The sequence below is a fragment of the Microbacterium sp. PRF11 genome (genome assembly GCF_031844085.1).
In the GTDB taxonomy this organism is placed as follows: Bacteria; Actinomycetota; Actinomycetes; order Actinomycetales; family Microbacteriaceae; genus Microbacterium.
Genome location: NZ_JAUZUP010000002.1, coordinates 114,892 through 134,228, shown reverse-complemented (window position 1 = coordinate 134,228; position 19,337 = coordinate 114,892). Strand labels below are relative to the sequence as shown.

Sequence of the window (19,337 nt, the reverse complement as noted above, 5' to 3'; positions counted from 1 at the left end):
CACCCATGGTCTTCCAGGGCTCGAGCGCCGCCATCTCCCACACGGGCAAGGTGCGCTCCAACAACCAGGACTCCGGTTACGCCGGGTCCAACCTCTTCGTGGTCGCCGACGGCATGGGCGGTCACGCGGGAGGTGACGTCGCGTCCAGCCTGGCGATCACGCGGCTGACCGAGCTCGACCAGCCGTTCCGTACGCCGGGCGAGGCCGAGCAGGCGATCCGCGACGCGCTCTCCGACACGGCGTCCGAACTCATCGACACCGTCGCCCGCCGCCCCGAGCTCGCGGGAATGGGCACCACGGTGAGCGCGCTCGTGATGGTCGACGACTACGCCGTCATCGGCCACATCGGCGACTCGCGCATCTATCTCTACCGCGACGACACGCTCACTCAGATCACCGCGGACCACACCTTCGTGCAGCGCCTGGTCGACTCGGGGCGCATCACGCCCGAAGAGGCCCGCTACCACCCGCGGCGCTCCGTGCTCATGCGCGTGCTCGGCGACATGGACCCCGACCCCGAGGTCGACAGCTTCATCATGCCGACGCAGGACGGTGACCGGTGGCTGCTGTGCTCCGACGGACTGTCCGGCGTCGTCGACGACGACCACACCGCCAAGACGCTCGCCCTCGGCATGCCTCCGGCGCGCACGGCCGACGCCCTGCTCAAGCAGGCGCTCGACGGCGGTGCCCCCGACAACGTCACGGTCGTCCTGGTCGACGTCGGCGGACAGCACCCGGTCTTCATCGGAACGCCCGCGATCGTCGGCTCCGCATCGAATCCCAGCGGCGTCGTGGTCCCCGCGGCCCGCCCGAGCCGCTCGAGCTGGCTGCACCACGCGCGCCAGGTCGCGAACGAGCCGACGCACTTCGAACCCGCCGCCGAGTTCCTCGAGGAGCTGATCGAGGAGGACCGCCGTCGCGCGCGTCGGCGCCGCCTCGGATGGCTGGCGGCCCTGCTCGTCGTGTTGGCCGGCATCGGCGTCGCCCTGTTCGCGGGCTACAACTGGACGCAGACGCGTTACTTCGTGGGCGCCGACGACGACTCGGTCGTGATCTACCGCGGCATCCAGCAGTCGATCGGGCCGATCTCGCTCTCGACGCCCTACGAAGACACCGACATCGTGCTCGCCGACCTCTCGGACTTCGACCGCCAGACGGTCGAGGCCACCATCTCGGCCCGGTCGCTCGCCGACGCCGAGCAGATCGTCGACCGCCTTCGACCCGCAGCGGAGGGAAGCGGATGACCGACCAGAAGCTGACCAGATCCTCCGGCGGCGAGGTGTCGACCGACACCGCCGTCATGCGCGCGCTCAAGAAGATCCGGATGCCGGCCACCCAGCGCAATCGCGAACTCGGCCTCCTGGTGTTCGCGATCGCCGTCTACGGATCGGCCATCGCCCTCGTCCAGCTCGGCGCGACGGGGGCCGTCGAACCCGGCTACCTGATCCTCGCCGCCGTGCCCGCGTTCCTCGCCCTGGTGATGCACGTCGTGCTGCGCCTGCGCGCGCGCGACGCGGATCCGTTCGTCCTCCCCATCGGAACGGTGCTGACCGGTCTTGGCATCGCGATGATCTACCGCATCGACCTCGCCATTCAGTCCAGCGGATGGGATGCCACCGGCAACCGCCAGATCGCCTGGGCGGGCCTGGCGATGGTCGCGGCTCTGGCCGTGCTGATCTTCGTGCGCAACTACCGCGTGCTGTTCCGCTACACCTACCTCTTCGGCCTCGTCGGCATCCTGCTCCTGCTCCTGCCGTTCGTGCCGGGCCTCGGCACCGACCAGAACGCCGACGTGTGGGTGTCCCTCGGCTTCGTGTCGTTCCAGCCGGGCGAGCTCGCCAAGATCTGCCTCGCGATCTTCTTCGCGGGCTACCTCGTGCGCACGCGCGAGAGCCTCACCTCGACCGGCACGCGCTTCCTCTTCATGACGTGGCCGCGCGCTCGCGAGCTCGGCCCGGTGCTGATCATCTGGCTCGTCTCGCTCGGCATCATCGTGCTGCAACGCGACCTCGGCACGGGTCTGCTCATCTTCGGCATGTTCGTCGCGATGCTCTACGTCGCCACCGGCAAGACGAGCTGGGTGCTCATCGGCCTCGTGCTCGTCGCGAGCGGCGCCTTCCTGGCATCCCGCGTGCTGCCCTACGTCAACGGGCGCTTCGCCAACTGGCTGAACGCGTTCGACCCCGAGGTCATCGAGCGCGACGGCGGCAGCTACCAGCTGGTGCAGGGCATCTTCGGGCTGTCCCACGGCGGTCTCTTCGGCACCGGGCTCGGTCAGGGCCGCCCGTACATCACGCCCCTCGCGCAGAGCGACTACATCGTGCCGAGCCTGGGCGAGGAGCTGGGCCTCGTGGGCCTGTTCGCGATCCTCGCGCTGTACATGGTGTTCACCAGCCGCGGCATCCGCGTGGGCCTGGCCGGCCAGGACGACTTCGGCAAGCTCCTCGCGACCGGGTTCTCGTTCACCATCGCGCTGCAGGTGTTCATCATGGTCGGCGGCGTGACCCGCGTCATCCCGCTGACCGGTCTGACCACGCCGTTCCTCGCCGCCGGTGGCTCCTCGCTCATCGCGAACTGGATCATCGTCGCGTTCCTGCTGCGCATCTCCGACGCGGTGCGCAGCCGCCCCCGGGTGGTGATCGGCTGATGAGCACCGTCCTGTCCGCCCGCACCCGAACCCCGGAGGAGGCACCGTGACCAAAGAGCTCCGACGCCTCAGCATCGTGATGCTTGCGATGTTCCTGGCCCTGTTCGCCTCGACGAGCATCATCCAGGTCGTGCAGGCCAACGCCCTCACCGACACCTCGGGCAACACCCGAGCCCTCTACGACTCGTACGAGATCCAGCGCGGTTCGATCATCGCCAGCGGGACCCCCATCGCCTCGTCCGTGCCGTCCGACGACGTCTACAGCTGGCAGCGCCAATACACGGATGCCGAGATGTGGGCGCCCGTGACCGGCTACATGAACCCGGTGCTCGACTCGCGCACCGCGATCGAGGCGGCCGAGAACAGCGTGCTGAGCGGCTCCGACTCGAACGAGTTCTTCTCGCGCATTGACCGCGCCATCACCGGTCAGGCGCCGCGCGGATCGAACGTGGAGCTGTCGGTGAACGCCGACGTGCAGCGCGCCGCCTGGGACGCCCTCGGCGACCTGCAGGGAGCAGTCGTGGCGATCGAACCGTCGACGGGACGCATCCTCGCGATGGTGTCCAAGCCCAGCTTCGACACCAACGCCCTCGCCTCGCACGACACCACCGCCGTCGACGCTGCTTATCAGCAGCTCGTCGCCGACGCCGCCAAGCCGCTCGACAACCGGGCTATCGCCGGCGACCTCAACCCTCCCGGCTCGACCTTCAAGCTCGTCGTGGCTTCGGCTGCTCTGGCATCCGGTCGCTACACACCGGACTCGTCGTTCCCGAACCTCGCCGCCTACACCCTGCCGGAGTCGACGAACGTCGTCAGCAACGCCGGCGGCGGCACCTGCGGCGGCGGTGACACGGTGACCATCGCGACGGCTCTGCGCCTGAGCTGCAACATCCCCTTCGCCGAGCTCGCCGTCGAACTGGGCGACGACGCCATCCGCGCCGAGGCCGAGAAGTACGGTTTCAACTCCTCGTTCTCGATGCCGCTCGAGTCCACGGCATCCACCTATCCCGCCTCCCCGAACGCCCCGCAGACCGCACTCAGCGGCTTCGGACAGGGCGACGTGCGCGCGACCCCGCTGCAGATGGCCATGGTCTCGGCCGGCATCGCCAACGGCGGCGTCGTGATGAATCCGCGCATGGTCGACCGCGTCATCGAACCGAATCTGTCGGTCGCCTCCGAGGGCAGCAACAGCGAATTCGGTCGCGCGCTGGACTCGGGCATCGCCGCGCAGATGGTGTCGATGATGACGGCGAACGTCCAGGACGGCGCGGCGTCGAATGCAAGAATAGACGGGTACCAGGTGGCGGGTAAGACCGGCACCGCGGAGAACGATTCCCGTCCCTACACTCTCTGGTTCACCGGCTTCGCCCCGGCGGACGACCCGAAGGTCGCCGTCGCGGTGGTGGTCGAAAACGGTGGAGGCCAGGGGCAGAGCGGGAGCGGCAACGAGATCGCCGCCCCGATAGCGAAGAAGGTCATGGAGGCGGTGCTGGGTAAATGAGACCGACGCAGGGTGTGACCTTCGGAGGACGCTACGAGCTCGATTCGCGGATCGCGATCGGCGGTATGGGCGAGGTCTGGGAAGCGACCGACCACGTCATCGGACGTACCGTCGCCATCAAGATCCTCAAAGACGAGTACATGGGCGACCCGGGCTTCCTCGAGCGCTTCCGCGCCGAGGCCCGCCACGCCGCGCTCGTCAACCACGAGGGCATCGCCAGCGTGTTCGACTACGGCGAGGAGGACGGCAGCGCGTTCCTGGTCATGGAGCTCGTCCCCGGCGAAGCCCTGTCGACGATCCTCGAGCGCGAGGGCTCCCTCTCCACCGACAAGACCCTCGACGTCGTCGCCCAGACGGCCGCCGCCCTGCAGGCCGCGCACGCCGCCGGCCTCGTTCACCGCGACATCAAGCCGGGCAACCTGCTCATCACGCCCGACGGTCGCGTCAAGATCACCGACTTCGGCATCGCGCGCATCGCCGACCAGGTGCCGCTCACCGCGACCGGTCAGGTCATGGGCACCGTGCAGTACCTCTCGCCCGAACAAGCGTCGGGCCACCCCGCCTCGCCCGCGACCGACACATACTCGCTCGGCATCGTGGCGTACGAGAGCCTCGCCGGCAAGCGCCCCTTCACGGGGGAGTCGCAGGTGGCGATCGCGATGGCGCAGATCAACGAGCAGCCCGCGCCGCTCCCGCCGACCGTCGCGGTCCCGGTGCAGAACCTCGTCATGGCGATGATCGCCAAGAAGCCCGAGGACCGCCCAGCGTCCTCGGCCGCGGTCTCGCGCGCTGCGACCGCCCTGCGCCGCGGCGACCTGGCAGCGGCAGCCGCCGCGGTCCCCGCCGTCGCCGTCGGCGCGGCCGCGGTCGACGACGCCACGCAGCTGCTCACGGCGGGTCAGACGGCGGCGGCCACGCGGCTCATGCCGACGCCCGCTGCGGCGACCTCGCTCCTGACCGAGGAGCACACCGAGGAAGATCCCGCCCCGCAGAAGAAGAAGCGCAGCCCGTGGACCTGGCCGCTCGTGGCGCTCATCGCGCTGCTGGCCATCGTGCTCGCGGGCACGATCTTCACGCTCGTGTCGAACCAGGACGAACCGGATGCCGCGCCCACCAGCGCGCAGCCGACGCCCTCGGCGCCGACGCCCACCGCCTCGTCTCCGACTCCCTCTCCGACGCAGACGTCCACGCTCGTCAACGTCGATTCGCTCGGTCTCGTCGGTAAGTCGTTCGAAGAGGCCAGCGAGATCCTCAGCGACAACGACCTCGGAGCCAATCGTGAGGCCGGAAACCCCGCCTCGAGCCCCGACGAGGTCGGCCTCGTCGAGAGCGTCAACCCGACCGGTCGCGTACCGGCGGGCACGATCATCGGCCTCAAGGTGTTCGGCGAGCAGACCGAACTCCCCGCCCCGAGCACCCCCACCCTGCCCGGTTCCTCCGTGACGGCGGGCAGCGACATCCAGGTGTCGTGGCAGCAGTACACCTGCCCCTCGGGCACGGGCTCGGTGACCTCGTACAACCTGACCGCGACGAACGGCACGTTCGACGAGAACGGGCAGTCGACGGCCTCCTTCGCCCCCGACGCGCGCAACGCCGCGCTGAAGGTGAGCAACTCGACCGGTCAGACGTTGCGCGTCACCTACACCGTCAGCTGCTCGGGCGCCGCCGACCGCCAGGCCGGTCCGTCCGGCGAGGCCTCCGCCTCGATCACGGCCGGCAACACGCCGAGCCCGTCCGCCACGCGCTGACCCTTTCCGACCTTTCTGGAGCTCCACTCGTGACCACTGAGACGCGCGTCCTCTCGGGCCGTTACCGCGTCGACGACCTCATCGGTCGCGGCGGGATGGCCAGCGTCTACCGAGGCTACGATCAGACGCTCGGTCGCACGGTGGCCATCAAGATCCTCAAGGCCGATCTCGCCGGCGACGCGGCGTTCCGCACTCGGTTCCGGCTCGAGGCGCAGGCGGCCTCGCGGATGGCCCACCCGACGATCGTGCGCGTGTTCGACGCGGGCGAGGACTCCGAGGTGGGTGCCGACGGCGTCGAACGTCCCGTCCCGTACATCGTCATGGAGCTCGTGCACGGGCGTCTGCTGAAGGACGTCATCGCGGCCGGGCCCGTGCCCACCGACGAGGCGCTGCGCTACGTCGACGGCATCCTCGAGGCCCTCGAGTATTCGCACCGCGCCGGTGTGGTGCACCGCGACATCAAGCCCGGCAACGTCATGATCACCGAGGCCGGTCGGGTGAAGGTCATGGACTTCGGGATCGCCCGCGCGGTCTCCGACTCGTCGTCGACCGTCGCGGAGACCACGGCGATCGTCGGCACGGCGGCCTACTTCTCCCCCGAGCAGGCCAAGGGCGAGTCGGTCGACGCGCGAGCCGACCTCTACTCCACCGGCGTCGTGCTCTACGAGCTGCTCACCGGACGCACGCCCTTCCGCGGCGACACCCCCGTTGCTGTGGCGTACCAGCACGTCAGCGAGGCCCCCCTTCCGCCGAGCGAGCTCGACGAGAGGATCCCGCGCGCTCTGGATGCCATCGTCCTCCGCGCCCTGGCCAAGGATCCGTTCCAGCGTCCGCAGGATGCGGCGAGCTTCCGCGAGGCGCTCGACGAGACCGTCGACGGCAAGGCGCCCACGAAGCGGCAGATGTCGGCGCTGTCGAACGAGCTGTACGGACCGAACCCGCGTCAAGCGGCCGAGACGGCTCGCTCGCTGCGGCAGCTGAGCACCGACACGACGATGCGTCGCACGCAGCCCGGGCCCCCGGTCGCATGGATCTGGGCCGGCGTGAGCGTTCTCGCCGTGCTGCTGGTCGCCGTCCTCATCTGGGTCATGCAGATCCAGCCCAGCACGGGCGTCCCCACCACGGCGCTGACCGTCCCCGACGTCGCCGACATGTCCTACGACCGCGCGGTCGAGACGCTCGAGGCCGAGAACCTCACGACCGGACGCGTCAACGAGTCCGACGAGAAGATCGCCGCCGGCAACGTCGTCAGCACGGTGCCCGCCGCGGGTACCAGCGTCGCCGAGGGGCAGAAGGTGACCCTGTACGTCTCCACGGGCCCCGACACGGCCACCGTGCCCACGCTCGAGGGGATCAACGAGAGTCAAGCGCGCACCGCCCTCGAGAACGCCGGTCTCTCGCTCGGATCGATCCGCCGCCAGAACGACCCCGCCCTCGCGGCGGGAACGGTCATCTCGGCCACTCAAGAAGCCGGTGCCGCCGTTGCGAAGGGCACGACCGTGAACCTCGTGGTCGCGAGCGGTCAGGTCGTCATCGTCGACTACACGGGCTACACGCTCGACGCCGCTCGTCGAGAGCTCGAGTCCGACGAGAAGCAGCTGGTCGTGAAGACGCAGGAAGACCCCGGATGCCGCGCCTCCACTCCGCAGACGGTGACCACGCAGTCGCTGGCTCCGGGCGAGGTCCCGGTGCACAGCGAGATCACGCTGACGGTGTGCTCGGGGTCCTGAGCCGACGAGGCTGCAGGGCCGCACCCCGTTCCACGGCGCCGGGCAGACCGGCATCCTGAAGCCACCGTCCGAGCAGGCGATGACCGCCCTCGGTCAAGATGCTCTCGGGGTGGAACTGGACGCCCTCGATCGGGGCCTCGCGGTGGCGCAGGCCCATCACCACGCCGTCGTCGGTGCGCGCGGTCACCTCGATCGCGGCGGGCAGCGTCGACGCGTCGACCGCGAGCGAGTGATAGCGCGTGGCGACGAAGCCGTCGGGGAGGTCGCGCAGGACCCCGGCCCCCTCGTGGCGGATGACGCTCGTGATGCCGTGCAGGAGCTCGGGAGCATGACCGACGCGCGCGCCGAAGGCGGTCGCGATGGCCTGATGACCCAGACACACCCCGAGCAGCGGCGTCCCGGTGTCGAGGGCCGCGTGCACGACCTCGACCGAGTGCCCCGCGTCGTCGGGGTGGCCGGGTCCGGGGGAGATCAGGATGCCGTCTGCCTCGCGCACGACGCGTCCGGGAAGCGCCGGGTCGTCCGCGTCGACCATGGTCGTCGCGGCGCCCAGGTCGCGCAGGTAGCCGGCGAGGGTGTGGACGAAGCTGTCGCGGTTGTCGACGACGACGACGCGCCAGGGCCTCACTCGACCGTGACCTCCTGGGGATAGACGATGTCGCTCACCCACGGGAAGACGTAGAAGAAGAGGCCGTACAGCACGGCCGCCAGCAGCACGAGCACGATGAGCAGACGCACCCACCACGGGCCGGGCAGGACTCGCCAGAGGGCTCCGTACATCAGGCTGCTCCAGACGTGAGGGAAAGCGGCGGACCGGCCTCGGTGCGCGGGGTGAACGACTCGAACACCCCGTACGCGATGGCTCGCTCCGAGAAGCCGTAGCGCGGACTGCACGTGGTCATGGTGATCACGCGATCGGTCGCCTCGATCTGCGGCTGCTGCGGGAACGGCAGCAGCACGTTCACGCCGTCGGGCCGCACGTACTCGAGATTGCGGAAGCGGTAGGTGTACCACCCGCCCTCGGTCTCGACCACGACGGCGTCGCCGATGCGCAGGGACGGCAGATCGGCGAAGGGCGCCCCGTGGCTTCCGCGGTGACCGGCGATGGCGAAGTTGCCGACCTGGCCCGGCATAGCCGTGTCGGGATAGTGGCCCAGCCCGATCGGGTCGAGGGTGCGCGCAGCGCTCACGCCGCCTGCGACGGGGAAGTGGTAGTCCGCCCCGAGGCGCGGGATGTAGACGACGCCGAAGCTCTCGGCATCCCCCGGCTGGTCGAGAGCGGGCGGATCGGCCGTGGGCGGTGCCGCCGGCTGCGCCGCATCGGTCGCGGAGGCCGAGGGAACGGGCGGGGCGGGGTCGGCGGCCCACTGCTCGCTCAGTTCTCTGCCCTGGTCCTTGAACTGCGCGCCGATGATCGCGTCGCCGATCCACAGCTGCCATACGACGAAGAGCAGGACGAGCACGCCGGCCGTCACGAGCAGGTCGCCGATCACACCGACGACCGACACGCCGCGGCGCGGGGTGCGCGGGCGTCGGCGGTCGCGCCGGGTCTGCGGATACGGGACGGCATGCACGGTACGGAGTCTAGTTCCGTGGGTTCGCCTGCACCTGAGCATTAGACTGTGCGGCATGGCTCGAACTGGCAAAGGCGACGACCCGATCGCTGAACGCAACGACGGTGGCTCGGCTCCGAACCCGGTGTGGTTTCTGCCCATCATGATCGGGCTGATGCTGATCGGTCTGATCTGGGTGCTGGTCTTCTACCTCAGCACCTCGCAGTTCCCCATCCCCGGCATCGGTGCGTGGAATCTCGTGATCGGCTTCGGTATCGCCTTCGTGGGCTTCCTCATGACCACCCGGTGGCGCTGAGTTACACCCGTGTAGTTCATCCCCACCTGTGGATGAGGCTGTGGATAACTCTCAGTAGTAGACCACGGCGGGGATCGCGAGCAGGGCGACGAGCACGACGCCCAGGGCGATCAGCAGACCGATCTGCAGACCCTTCTGCGACGCCGCGCGCGTCCGCGCGTAGATGAGGCCGACGAGCGCGCCCGTGAGAAGGCCGCCGAGGTGCGCCTGCCACGAGATCCCGACGTTGGCCAGCGACGCGGCGAAGTTCCCCGAGCCGATCGCGCCAATCCCGGCGATCACGAACGGCCAGAAGAAGTTGATCGCGATCAGGATCCCGATGACCCTGATGTCGGCGCCGATGTGGCGCCCGATCACCAGCAGCGCACCGAAGAGCGCGAAGATCGCTCCCGACGCGCCGACCGTCCACACGCCCGGGGCGAGGAGCGCGACGGCGACGGAGCCGCCGAGGGCGCCGAGCAGGTAGAGCACGAGGAACCGGGCGCGGCCGAGCATGGGCTCGAGGCTGCGCCCCATGAACCACAGCGCCAGCATGTTCAGCGCGACGTGGAAGAAGCCGCTGTGCACGAGCGCGACCGTGAACAGACGCCACGGCTCGATGAGGCCCGTCTGCGGGAGCAGGAAGACGCTGTTGAACGCCAGGGCACTGGTGAGGATGCCGCCCGCGCCCGGGATGAGGCCGACGATGTACGCCAGACCCGTGACGGCGATGATGCCGAGGGTCATCTTCGGGCGGTCGGAGGAGACCGCCACCAGGGGCCGAGAGGCCCAGCGCCGCTGCGCCTTCTTCTGCGCCGGGGTCTGCGCGGCGGCCTGTCGCGCCATGCACTCGGGGCAGATGACGCCGACGGCGGCGGGGGTGCGGCACTCCGAACACACGGTGCGCATGCACCGCTGACACAGCACGAAGCTCTGCCGGTCGGGATGCCGGTAGCAGAAGTTGTCGCTGTTGCGACGGAACTCCTCAGTGGTGGACACCCGCCGCCGCCTGGGTGGTCAGACCGAGACGACGTCGACCGACTGGAGCACGACGGGCTCGATCGGGCGGTCGCCCGCAGCGGTGGGGACGGAGGCGATCTTGTCGACGACGGCCTTGGAGTCGTCGTCGGCGACCTCGCCGAAGATCGTGTGCTTGCCCTGCAGCCACGGGGTGGGGTCGGTCGTGATGAAGAACTGCGAGCCGTTGGTGCCCTCGGGCTGGCCGGTGATGGCGTTGCGGCGGAGACCGGCGTTGGCCATCGCGAGCTTGTAGGGCTGCGTGAAGTCGAGCTCGGGGCTGATCTCGTCATTGAAGTTGTAACCGGGACCGCCGATGCCCTGACCGAGCGGGTCACCGCCCTGGATCATGAAGTTGGGGATGATGCGGTGGAAGATGACGTCTTTGTAGAGCGGACCCTCACCCTTGGCACCCGTAGCCGGGTTCGTCCACTCCTGCGATCCGTCGGACAGACCGATGAAGTTGCGGACGGTGCGCGGCGCGTGGTCGCCGAACAGGTTGACGACGATGTCGCCGTGGTTGGTGTGCAGGGTCGCGACGGCGGTGTGGTTGGCCATGGGTACATTCTCTCAGAGTTATCTGCAAGGGTCGGCGGCGCCGGCGGGCCGTTCTGGCAAGATGAACGGACGTACATCCCATCGACAGGGAGGATGAGCCGTGGGCCTCAGCCGCAAGAGCAAGAAGGAACTGCGCAAGCTCCAGAAGCACGCCGCCAAGGTGTGGGAGTCGCAGCAGGTGCTGCTGGGCGAGAGCGGGAAGGTCGCTCGCGAAGCCGGCCACCAGCTCGGTCGCTTCAGCCGCGAAGACCTCGTCCCCGCCGTGCAGGACGGCTACAGCAAGTACGCCGCGCCGTACGTCGACAAGAGCGTGAAGGCCAGCAACCGCTTCCTCAGCCACAAGGTCGTCCCCGCAGCAGGGGCCGTGGTCGGCGGGGCGTTGTCGGTCTGGGATGCCGCGGGCGACACCCGTGCCCGCCTCGCGAAGGGCAAGGGCTTCGAGCTCGACACCCACAAGTACGCGAAGCGTGCCGAGAAGTACGGCAAGCAGGCCACCAAGCGCCTGGGCAAGAAGCTCCCCTCGCAGCACGACGGCATCGGCGCAGGTGGCGTCATCGCCATCATCCTGGGCGTCGTGGCTGCGGCCGGTGTCGCCTATGCCGCGTGGCAGACGCTGCGTGCCGACGACGAGCTGTGGGTCGCCGACGACCCGCTGCGCGCGCCCGACGCGTGAGCGATCCCACCAGCAGAGTCAGAGAGGCCGCGCGCGAGCGCGGCCTCTCCGTCGATGTGCGGGAGAGACCCGCGGCGTCGAGCCTCGATGAGGCGGCCGAGCTGCTCGGCATCCCGCCGGCATCCATCGTCAAGACGCTCGTGGTGAAGCGCTCCGACGACACCTATCTCTTCGCGCTGGTCCCCGGCGATCGTGCGATCTCATGGCCGAAGCTGCGGGCCGTGGTCGGGGTGAACAAGCTGCGACTGCCCGAGCCCCAGCTCGCCTTGGCCGCGACCGGCTACGAGCGCGGCACGATCGTCCCCATCGGGAGCACGACCGACTGGCCGGTCTACGCCGACGAACGCATCGTCGGCACCCGTGTCGCGATGGGCGCCGGTGCGCACGGCTACAGCCTGTTCGTCGAGGCGGACGATCTCATCCGCGTCTACGGCGCGATCGTTGCCGACATCACCACCGAGCGCGCCTGACGGGCTCACCCGCTGCGTAGACCCGCCATCCGGAACGCGATGTCGACCAGCTGAACCCGTCGCATCCGACGGGTGGCGGCCAGAGTGAACCACTCCGCCCGGTCGGTCGACCCGTCGACCTCGTTGCGCAGCCGTCCGCCGACCACCTTCGCGCGGTACACGATGCGCAGGGCGTGCAGCGGGCCGGACGCATCGTCGGCCAGCCGCGCCTGCGCCGGGATGACCCGGGAGTGGATGCCGAGCAACTCGTCCACCGTGACCCGGAACCCGGTCTCCTCCCGGACCTCGCGGCGCACGGCGTCGGCGGGATCTTCCCCGGGCTCCAGTCCGCCGCCCGGCAGCGTCCACGCCGCACGACGACCGTCGATCCAGTGCGCGAGCAGCACGCGGTCGTCGGCGTCGGTGATGACGGCGTACGCGGCGACCCGCATGTCCATGACCAGACTCTAGCGACAGATTCACCCGCGTCGACCCCGCGGATACGCGTCGGTCTTGCCACGATGGGGGAATGAGTCACCGCGGCACCGTCTCCCCCGCTGCCCTGTCGCAGCGCGACCTCACGCTCGATCTCGCCCGGGTGACGGCGGTCGTGTTCGTCGTCATCGTCCATCTGCTGCAGGTCGGCGTCGGCTACGGACCCGACGGCACGATCGTGACCAACCGCCCCGCCGAGGAGCAGCCCTGGTTCGACGCGGCCACGTGGGTGGGCCAGATCATGCCGTTGTTCTTCGTCGTGGGAGGGTTCGCGTCGGCCGCGGGGTGGGCGTCGTGGACGGCTCGCGGTGGTGACGCCGGCGGATTCGTGCGGTCGCGCATCCTCCGCCTGGCACAGCCCGCCCTCGCGCTCTTCGTGTTCGTCGCCGTCCTCCTCGTGGCCGCCTCGGCGCTCGGCCTGCCGGCATCGCTCGCCGACTCGGCCGCGGTGGGAGTCGGGATGCCGCTGTGGTTCCTCGCCGCGTACGTGCTCTGCCAGGCGGTCGTCCCGCTCGCCGCTCGCGCCCATGCCACGGCTCCCCGTCGGACGCTGGTCGTCCTCCTGGGTGCGGTCGTCGTCGTGGACGCACTCCGGTTCTCGACGGGAGTCGATCAGCTCGGGTACCTGAACCTGTTGTTCGTCTGGCCACTCGTACAGCAGCTGGGGTTCTGGTACCGCGACGGGTGGTTCGATCGTCGCTCGGCCGCGGTTCTCGCGGCGATCGCCGTGGTGAGCTATCTCGCGCTGTGGGGCAGCGTGACATGGGGCCCGTACTCGCCGAACATGCTCGCGAACCTCAACCCCCCGACCCTCCCCCTCGTGCTCCTGGGTGTCGCGCAGGCCTGTCTGCTGCGGCTGGCCAAACCCGCGCTCACCGCGTTGATGCGCACGCGCATCGCCCGGGCGATCGTCTTCGTCATCGGCTCGCGCCTCATGACGGTCTACCTGTGGCACCTGCCGGTGATCCTGCTGCTGTCGGGTGTCGCGCTGCTCATCCCCGGCGGGGCCCCGACACCCGCGAGTCCCATGTGGTGGGCCACGCGCCCGGTCCTGCTCATCGCGGTCCTGGCCGTGCTGTGGCTCGCCTCCCTCCTGCTCGTCCGGTTCGAACGGCTCGGCGACGTCGGCGCGGCCCCCTCGGCGGCAGTCATCGCCGCGGCCTGGCTCTGCGTCTTCGCGCCCACCTTCGCGGTGACCATCGACGGCCTCGACACCGTCCTCGCCGTCAGCGGTGCGGTGCTTCTGGGGGCTTGCGTCGTGCTCCTGCGGCGGGGACGGAGATCGACCGCCCGGTGAACGCGAAAAGCCGGCCCGAGGGCCGGCTTCTCGTCTTCGTGATGTGGAGCCTAGGAGATTCGAACTCCTGACATCCTGCTTGCAAAGCAGGCGCTCTACCAGCTGAGCTAAGGCCCCGCGAGGGAAGGGGTGGGGCTACCAGGACTTGAACCTGGGACCTCTTCATTATCAGTGAAGCGCTCTAACCGCCTGAGCTATAGCCCCGTCTCGCTGACGTGATGTCAACCTCGAAGACTTTACCGGACTCGCGAGGTTTTGACGAATCGGCGTCAGTTCGAGGTGAAACCGACGAGCAGACCGCCGGTCACCTTCACCGCGAGGTTGTAGATGCCGGCCATCACCGCGCCGAGCACCGTCACCACGACGAGATTGAGGATCGCCACGATGGCCGCGAACGCCATGACCTGCGGGAGACCGATGTACTGCGACAGGGTCGCCCCGCCGTCGGTGAAGCTGGTGAAGAACTCGTCGAGCTTCGTCATCAACGTGGCACTGACGACGAGGTAGATGAGGAAGTACGACACCACGGTCACGATCGCCATGGCCACCGCCGCCAGGAACGACAACTTCACGGCCGACCAGAAGTCGATGTAGACCAGGCGCAAACGCACCTGCTTGGCAGGGGTCTTGTGAGTCGACTTCTTGGCGAGCTTGTCGGCTACCGTGCTCATGCGTCAGTACTTTCCTCGGGGGTCTCGGGAGCGGAGGCGTCGGCCTCGTCCGCGGGGATGGCGGCGGGCTCCGTGGTCGTCTCCGTCGTCTCGGCCAGGTTCCGCTCGGCGTTACGAGCGATCGCGATGATCTTGTCGTCGCCTCCTGCGCGGGCGAAGACGACACCCATCGTGTCGCGTCCCTTCGCGGGCACCTCGGCCACGGCAGAGCGTACCACCTTGCCACTGGCAAGAACCACAAGGACCTCGTCGGTCTCGGACACCATCATTCCGCCCGCGAGGACACCGCGATCGTCGGTCAGACGGGCTACCTTGATGCCCAGTCCGCCGCGGTTCTGCATGCGGTACTCGGTCACCGCGGTGCGCTTGGCGTAGCCGCCCTCGGTCACCACGAAGACGAACTCGTCGTCCTTGGCCACGGATGCCGACAGCAGGTTGTCGCCCTCGCGGAAGTCCATGCCCTTCACGCCCGACGTCGAGCGTCCCATCGGGCGCAGCGCGCTGTCGGTCGCGGAGAAGCGCAGCGACATGCCCAGGCGGCTGATGAGGAGGATGTCGTCGCCCTCGTCGACGAGCATCGCGCTGACCAACTCGTCTGCGCTGCCCTGCTCGGCCTCTTCACCCTCTTCCACGACCTGACCGCGGAGCTTGATGGCGATGACACCGCCCTGGCGGTTGGTGTCGTACTCGTCGAGGCGGGTCTTCTTGACCAGACCATTGCGGGTGGCGAGGACGAGGTAGGTCGCGACGTTGTAGTCGCGGATGTCGAGGATCTGCGCGATCTCCTCGTCGGGCTGCAGCGCGAGGAGGTTCGCGACGTGCTGGCCCTTGGCATCCCGGCCCGCCTCCGGGACCTCGTAGGCCTTGGAGCGGTAGACCCGGCCCTTGTTCGTGAAGAACAGCAGCCAGTGGTGCGTCGTGGTGACGAAGAAGTGCTCGACCACGTCGTCGGCGCGCAGCTGCGCGCCCTTGACGCCCTTGCCGCCGCGGTGCTGCGAGCGGTAGTTGTCGCTGCGGGTGCGCTTGATGTAGCCGTCACGGGTGACGGTGACGACCATCTCCTCCTCGGCGATGAGGTCTTCGATCGAGACGTCACCGTCGAAGCCGTGAAGGATCTCGGTGCGGCGGTCGTCGCCGAAGCGGTCCGTGATCGCCGTGAGCTCGTCGCGGATGATGGTGCGCTGACGGGCGGGGGTGGCGAGGATGTCGTTGTAGTCCGCGATGCGGGCCTCGAGCTCGGTGGCCTCGTCGACGATCTTCTGACGCTCCAGCGCCGCGAGTCGACGCAGCTGCATGTCGAGGATCGCCTGCGCCTGGATCTCGTCGATGTCGAGGAGCTTCTGCAGGCCCTCGTTGGCATCCTGAGCCGTGGGCGACCGACGGATGAGAGCGATGACCTCGTCGAGGGCGTCGAGCGCCTTCAGGTAGCCGCGCAGAATGTGCATGCGCTCTTCGGCCTTGCGCAGGCGGAAGCGCGTGCGACGGACGATGACCTCGACCTGGTGATCGATCCACAGGCTGATGAAGCCGTCGAGCGAGAGCGTGCGTGGCACGCCGTCGACGATCGCCAGCATGTTGGCGCCGAAGTTCTCCTGCAGCTGGGTGTGCTTGTACAGGTTGTTCAGCACGACCTTCGCGACCGCGTCGCGCTTGAGCACGACGACGAGGCGCTGGCCGGTACGGCCGGAGCTTTCGTCGCGGATGTCGGCGACGCCCGTGATCTTCCCCTCGCGCGCGAGATCCCCGATCTTGACCGCGACGTTGTCGGGGTTGACCTGATAGGGCAGCTCGGTGATCACCAGGCACGTGCGGCCCTGGATCTCTTCGATGTTGACCACGGCGCGCATCGTGATCGAGCCGCGACCGGTACGGTAGGCGTCCTTGATGCCGCGGGTGCCGAGGATCTGGGCACGCGTGGGGAAGTCGGGGCCGGGGATGCGCTCCATGAGCGCTTCGAGCAGCTCCTCGCGGGTGGCATCCGGGTTCTCGAGGGCCCAGAGCGCGCCGGCGGAGACCTCGCGGAGGTTGTGCGGCGGGATGTTCGTGGCCATGCCGACGGCGATACCGACCGAGCCGTTGACCAGCAGGTTGGGGAAGCGCGAGGGCAGGACCGTGGGCTCCTGCGTCTGGCCGTCGTAGTTGTCCTGGAAGTCGACGGTCTCTTCTTCGATGTCGCGCACCATCTCGAGCGCGAGCGGAGCCATCTTCGTCTCGGTGTACCGGGGAGCTGCGGCCCCCTGGTTGCCGGGCGAGCCGAAGTTCCCCTGGCCGAGGGCGAGGGGGTAGCGCAGCGACCACGGCTGCACGAGACGCACGAGGGCGTCGTAGATGGGCGCGTCACCATGCGGGTGATAGTGACCCATCACCTCGCCGACGACGCGGGCGCACTTCGAGAACGACTTGTCGGGACGGAACCCGCCGTCGTACATGCCGTAGATGACCCGGCGGTGCACGGGCTTGAGACCGTCGCGCACGTCGGGCAGGGCGCGCCCGACGATGACGCTCATCGCGTAGTCGAGGTAGCTCCGCTGCATCTCGAGCTGGAGGTCGACCTGGTCGATCTTGCCGTGGTCGTGTTCGGGCTCGCCCCGGACGTCTTCGGGCTCGGGCGTGATGTCGTCAGCCATGTTTTCTCAGTTCCGTGAATGCGTCGTGCGAGATCAGATGTCAAGGAAGCGGACGTCTTTGGCGTTGCGCTGGATGAAGCTACGACGCGACTCGACGTCTTCGCCCATGAGCACCGAGAAGATCTCGTCGGCCGCCGCGGCGTCGTCGATGGTGACCTGCTTGAGCGTGCGCGTCTGCGGGTCCATCGTCGTCTCCCACAGCTCGTGGTCGTTCATCTCGCCCAGACCCTTGTAGCGCTGGATGCCGTTGTCCTTGGGGATGCGGCGCCCGGAGGCCTGACCGTCGACGAGCATGGCGTCGCGCTCGCGGTCGCTGTAGGCGTACTCGTGGGGGTGGTTCGACCACTTCAGGCGGTACAGGGGCGGCTGCGCGAGGTAGACGAAGCCCGCCTCGATGAGTCCGCGCATGTAGCGGAACAGCAGCGTCAGCAGCAGCGTGGTGATGTGCTGGCCGTCGACGTCGGCATCGGCCATCAGCACGATCTTGTGGTACCGCGCCTTGGCCATGTCGAAGTCCTCGCCGATGCCCGTGCCGAAGGCCTGGATCATCGCCTGGACTTCCTTGTTGCCCAAGGCGCGGTCGAGACGCGCGCGCTCGACGTTGAGGATCTTGCCGCGCAGCGCCAGGATCGCCTGGGTGTGGGGGTCGCGCCCCTGCACCGCGGAACCGCCGGCCGAGTCTCCCTCGACGAGGAAGATCTCGCTGATCGACGGGTCTTTCGAGGTGCAGTCCTTGAGCTTGTCGGGCATCGCCGCCGACTCGAACACGCTCTTTCGACGTGCGGTCTCGCGCGCCTTGCGCGCCGCGAGGCGGGCCGTCGCGGCATCGATCGCCTTGCGGATGATGTTCTTGGCCTGCGCGGGGTTGCGGTCGAACCAGTCGCCCAGCTTGTCGCCGACGACCTTCTGCACGTAGGCGCGGGCCTCGGTGTTGCCGAGCTTGGTCTTGGTCTGACCCTCGAACTGCGGCTCCGACAGCTTGACCGAGATGACCGCGGTGAGACCCTCGCGGATGTCGTCGCCGGTGAGGTTGTCGTCTTTGTCTTTGAGGAGGTTGTTCGCGCGGGCGTAGCGGTTGACGAGCGTCGTCAGCGCGGCTCGGAAGCCCTCTTCGTGGGTTCCGCCCTCGTGCGTGTTGATGGTGTTGGCGTAGGTGAAGACGTTCTCGGTGTACGCGGTGGTCCACTGCATCGCCAGCTCGAGCGCGATCTTGCGCTCGGTGTCCTCGGACTCGACCTCGATGATCTCGTCGTTGACGACGTCGGCTTTGCGCACGCGGTTGAGGTGCTCGACGTAGTCAACGAGACCGCGCTCGTAGAGGAAGGAATCGTGGCGCGCCTCGGTGACCTCTTCGCCCGGCTCGCCCTCGGTGATGACCGACTGCGGACGCTCGTCGCGCAGACTGATGCGCAGTCCCTTGTTGAGGAACGCCATCTGCTGGAAGCGGGTGCGCAGCGTGTCGTAGTCGAAGTCGATGGTGTCGAAGATCGTGGCATCCGGCCAGAAAGTGATCGACGTGCCCGTCTTCTCGCTCTCCTCGCCCTTCTCGAGCGGGGCGAGAGGCACACCGCCGTTGCGGAACGACTGCCGCCACACGTGACCCTGGCGCTGCACCTCGACCTCGAGACGCGTCGACAGGGCGTTCACGACGGACGAGCCGACGCCGTGCAGACCACCCGACACGGCGTACCCGCCGCCACCGAACTTGCCACCGGCGTGGAGCACGGTCAGCACGACCTCGACCGTGGACTTGCCCTCGGTGCGGTGCATGTCGACCGGGATGCCACGGCCGTTGTCGATCACGCGCACGGCGCCGTCGCTGAGGATCGTGACGTCGATCGTGTCGCAGTAGCCCGCGAGGGCCTCGTCGACGGAGTTGTCGACGATCTCTTGCACGAGGTGGTGCAGGCCGCGCTCACCGGTGGAGCCGATGTACATGCCGGGGCGCTTGCGGACGGCTTCGAGACCTTCGAGCACCTGGATGGCGTCTGCCCCGTACTCGTTGGGAACCTTCGCGGCGGTGGCTTCGGGTTCCTCGGAAACGCTGTCGGGGTTTTCGGACGTCATGGGTACGCG

Annotated in this window: 18 protein-coding genes and 2 tRNA genes; 9 read left to right on the top strand and 11 right to left on the bottom strand. The window is 68.6% G+C overall.

The genetic code is table 11. The features are described 5' to 3' along the window. The first annotated feature begins 5 nt into the window (after positions 1 to 5). Genes Q9R20_RS06210 through pknB form a run of 5 tightly spaced genes read left to right on the top strand, consistent with a single transcriptional unit; the run spans position 6 to position 7,626 of the window. Positions 6 to 1,244, top strand: coding sequence for a protein phosphatase 2C domain-containing protein (locus Q9R20_RS06210; RefSeq protein WP_311248513.1), 1,239 nt, complete (start codon positions 6 to 8; stop codon positions 1,242 to 1,244). Further along, entirely contained in the window at positions 1,241 to 2,647 is a 1,407-nt protein-coding gene (locus Q9R20_RS06205) for an FtsW/RodA/SpoVE family cell cycle protein (RefSeq protein WP_311248512.1), read from the top strand. Before Q9R20_RS06210 ends, Q9R20_RS06205 begins: the two co-directional genes overlap by 4 nt. A 46-nt stretch (positions 2,648 to 2,693) precedes the next feature. Next, entirely contained in the window at positions 2,694 to 4,148 is a 1,455-nt protein-coding gene (locus Q9R20_RS06200) for a penicillin-binding protein 2 (RefSeq protein ID WP_311248511.1), read from the top strand. Beyond that, positions 4,145 to 5,896: a protein kinase domain-containing protein gene (locus Q9R20_RS06195; RefSeq protein WP_311248510.1), complete on the top strand. Its 1,752-nt coding sequence runs from the start codon at positions 4,145 to 4,147 to the stop codon at positions 5,894 to 5,896. The genes Q9R20_RS06200 and Q9R20_RS06195 overlap by 4 nt, the downstream gene beginning before the upstream one ends. Positions 5,897 to 5,925: 29 nt before the next feature. Then, complete coding sequence (gene pknB / locus Q9R20_RS06190) at positions 5,926 to 7,626, top strand: Stk1 family PASTA domain-containing Ser/Thr kinase (RefSeq protein WP_311248509.1); 1,701 nt, start codon at positions 5,926 to 5,928, stop codon at positions 7,624 to 7,626. On the opposite strand, the gene Q9R20_RS06185 is transcribed toward pknB, so the two are convergent. Genes Q9R20_RS06185 through Q9R20_RS06175 form a run of 3 tightly spaced genes read right to left on the bottom strand, consistent with a single transcriptional unit; the run spans position 7,598 to position 9,200 of the window. Next, positions 7,598 to 8,254 carry a glutamine amidotransferase-related protein gene (locus Q9R20_RS06185; protein ID WP_311248508.1) on the bottom strand — a complete coding sequence of 219 codons (657 nt, stop codon included), beginning with the start codon at positions 8,252 to 8,254 and terminating at the stop codon, positions 7,598 to 7,600. The two genes, pknB and Q9R20_RS06185, sit on opposite strands and share 29 nt — an antisense overlap. Beyond that, positions 8,251 to 8,406: a hypothetical protein gene (locus tag Q9R20_RS06180; protein ID WP_256334149.1), complete on the bottom strand. Its 156-nt coding sequence runs from the start codon at positions 8,404 to 8,406 to the stop codon at positions 8,251 to 8,253. Before Q9R20_RS06180 ends, Q9R20_RS06185 begins: the two co-directional genes overlap by 4 nt. Next, positions 8,406 to 9,200, bottom strand: coding sequence for a class E sortase (locus tag Q9R20_RS06175; RefSeq protein WP_311248507.1), 795 nt, complete (start codon positions 9,198 to 9,200; stop codon positions 8,406 to 8,408). Before Q9R20_RS06175 ends, Q9R20_RS06180 begins: the two co-directional genes overlap by 1 nt. 55 nt (positions 9,201 to 9,255) lie before the next feature. Here Q9R20_RS06175 and Q9R20_RS06170 point away from each other — a divergent pair, with 55 nt between their 5' ends. Further along, on the top strand, positions 9,256 to 9,495 hold the full coding sequence (locus Q9R20_RS06170) for a cell division protein CrgA (RefSeq protein WP_295838746.1): 240 nt from the start codon (positions 9,256 to 9,258) through the stop codon (positions 9,493 to 9,495). A gap of 51 nt (positions 9,496 to 9,546) precedes the next feature. Here the strand turns inward: Q9R20_RS06170 and Q9R20_RS06165 are convergent, their stop codons facing one another. Both Q9R20_RS06165 and Q9R20_RS06160 read right to left on the bottom strand, forming a co-directional pair. Beyond that, positions 9,547 to 10,473: a rhomboid family intramembrane serine protease gene (locus Q9R20_RS06165; RefSeq protein WP_311248506.1), complete on the bottom strand. Its 927-nt coding sequence runs from the start codon at positions 10,471 to 10,473 to the stop codon at positions 9,547 to 9,549. Between the two features lie 18 nt (positions 10,474 to 10,491). Beyond that, entirely contained in the window at positions 10,492 to 11,049 is a 558-nt protein-coding gene (locus Q9R20_RS06160; RefSeq protein ID WP_058231967.1) for a peptidylprolyl isomerase, read from the bottom strand. Positions 11,050 to 11,149: 100 nt separating this feature from the next. On the opposite strand from Q9R20_RS06160, the gene Q9R20_RS06155 reads away from it, so the two are divergent. Continuing rightward, complete coding sequence (locus tag Q9R20_RS06155) at positions 11,150 to 11,722, top strand: DNA helicase (protein ID WP_311248505.1); 573 nt, start codon at positions 11,150 to 11,152, stop codon at positions 11,720 to 11,722. Beyond that, positions 11,719 to 12,192, top strand: a complete 474-nt coding sequence (locus Q9R20_RS06150) for a YbaK/EbsC family protein (protein WP_311248504.1) — start codon at positions 11,719 to 11,721, stop codon at positions 12,190 to 12,192. Before Q9R20_RS06155 ends, Q9R20_RS06150 begins: the two co-directional genes overlap by 4 nt. A gap of 5 nt (positions 12,193 to 12,197) precedes the next feature. On the opposite strand, the gene Q9R20_RS06145 is transcribed toward Q9R20_RS06150, so the two are convergent. Then, on the bottom strand, positions 12,198 to 12,629 hold the full coding sequence (locus Q9R20_RS06145) for an NUDIX hydrolase (RefSeq protein WP_311248503.1): 432 nt from the start codon (positions 12,627 to 12,629) through the stop codon (positions 12,198 to 12,200). 71 nt (positions 12,630 to 12,700) lie between these two features. Between Q9R20_RS06145 and Q9R20_RS06140 the strand changes: the two genes are divergently transcribed. Then, positions 12,701 to 13,963, top strand: a complete 1,263-nt coding sequence (locus Q9R20_RS06140) for an acyltransferase (protein ID WP_311248502.1) — start codon at positions 12,701 to 12,703, stop codon at positions 13,961 to 13,963. 44 nt (positions 13,964 to 14,007) lie between these two features. Here Q9R20_RS06140 and Q9R20_RS06135 read toward each other — a convergent pair. The 5 genes from Q9R20_RS06135 to gyrB form a co-directional block, all read right to left on the bottom strand. Beyond that, positions 14,008 to 14,080: transfer RNA gene (locus tag Q9R20_RS06135), tRNA-Ala, on the bottom strand. A gap of 13 nt (positions 14,081 to 14,093) precedes the next feature. Next, a tRNA-Ile gene (locus Q9R20_RS06130) sits at positions 14,094 to 14,167 on the bottom strand. A 65-nt stretch (positions 14,168 to 14,232) separates the two neighbouring features. Next, entirely contained in the window at positions 14,233 to 14,634 is a 402-nt protein-coding gene (locus Q9R20_RS06125) for a DUF3566 domain-containing protein (protein ID WP_295836003.1), read from the bottom strand. Then, on the bottom strand, positions 14,631 to 17,261 hold the full coding sequence (gyrA, locus tag Q9R20_RS06120; protein ID WP_311248501.1) for a DNA gyrase subunit A: 2,631 nt from the start codon (positions 17,259 to 17,261) through the stop codon (positions 14,631 to 14,633). Before gyrA ends, Q9R20_RS06125 begins: the two co-directional genes overlap by 4 nt. Before the next feature lie 33 nt (positions 17,262 to 17,294). Beyond that, positions 17,295 to 19,328: a DNA topoisomerase (ATP-hydrolyzing) subunit B gene (gyrB, locus tag Q9R20_RS06115; RefSeq protein WP_311248500.1), complete on the bottom strand. Its 2,034-nt coding sequence runs from the start codon at positions 19,326 to 19,328 to the stop codon at positions 17,295 to 17,297. Between the last annotated feature and the right edge of the window lie 9 nt (positions 19,329 to 19,337).

Excerpts from the sequence above, each read along its gene's own strand:
- Q9R20_RS06210 (WP_311248513.1), top strand. The coding sequence starts at position 6 with ATGGTCTTCCAGGGCTCGAGCGCCGCCATCTCCCACACGGGCAAGGTG.
- Q9R20_RS06205 (WP_311248512.1), top strand. The coding sequence starts at position 1,241 with ATGACCGACCAGAAGCTGACCAGATCCTCCGGCGGCGAGGTGTCGACC.
- Q9R20_RS06195 (WP_311248510.1), top strand. The coding sequence starts at position 4,145 with ATGAGACCGACGCAGGGTGTGACCTTCGGAGGACGCTACGAGCTCGAT.
- Q9R20_RS06180 (WP_256334149.1), bottom strand. The coding sequence starts at position 8,406 with ATGTACGGAGCCCTCTGGCGAGTCCTGCCCGGCCCGTGGTGGGTGCGT.
- gyrA (WP_311248501.1), bottom strand. The coding sequence starts at position 17,261 with ATGGCTGACGACATCACGCCCGAGCCCGAAGACGTCCGGGGCGAGCCC.
- Q9R20_RS06160 (WP_058231967.1), bottom strand. The coding sequence starts at position 11,049 with ATGGCCAACCACACCGCCGTCGCGACCCTGCACACCAACCACGGCGAC.
- Q9R20_RS06125 (WP_295836003.1), bottom strand. The coding sequence starts at position 14,634 with ATGAGCACGGTAGCCGACAAGCTCGCCAAGAAGTCGACTCACAAGACC.
- gyrB (WP_311248500.1), bottom strand. The coding sequence starts at position 19,328 with ATGACGTCCGAAAACCCCGACAGCGTTTCCGAGGAACCCGAAGCCACC.
- Q9R20_RS06145 (WP_311248503.1), bottom strand. The coding sequence starts at position 12,629 with ATGGACATGCGGGTCGCCGCGTACGCCGTCATCACCGACGCCGACGAC.
- Q9R20_RS06140 (WP_311248502.1), top strand. The coding sequence starts at position 12,701 with ATGAGTCACCGCGGCACCGTCTCCCCCGCTGCCCTGTCGCAGCGCGAC.
- Q9R20_RS06170 (WP_295838746.1), top strand. The coding sequence starts at position 9,256 with ATGGCTCGAACTGGCAAAGGCGACGACCCGATCGCTGAACGCAACGAC.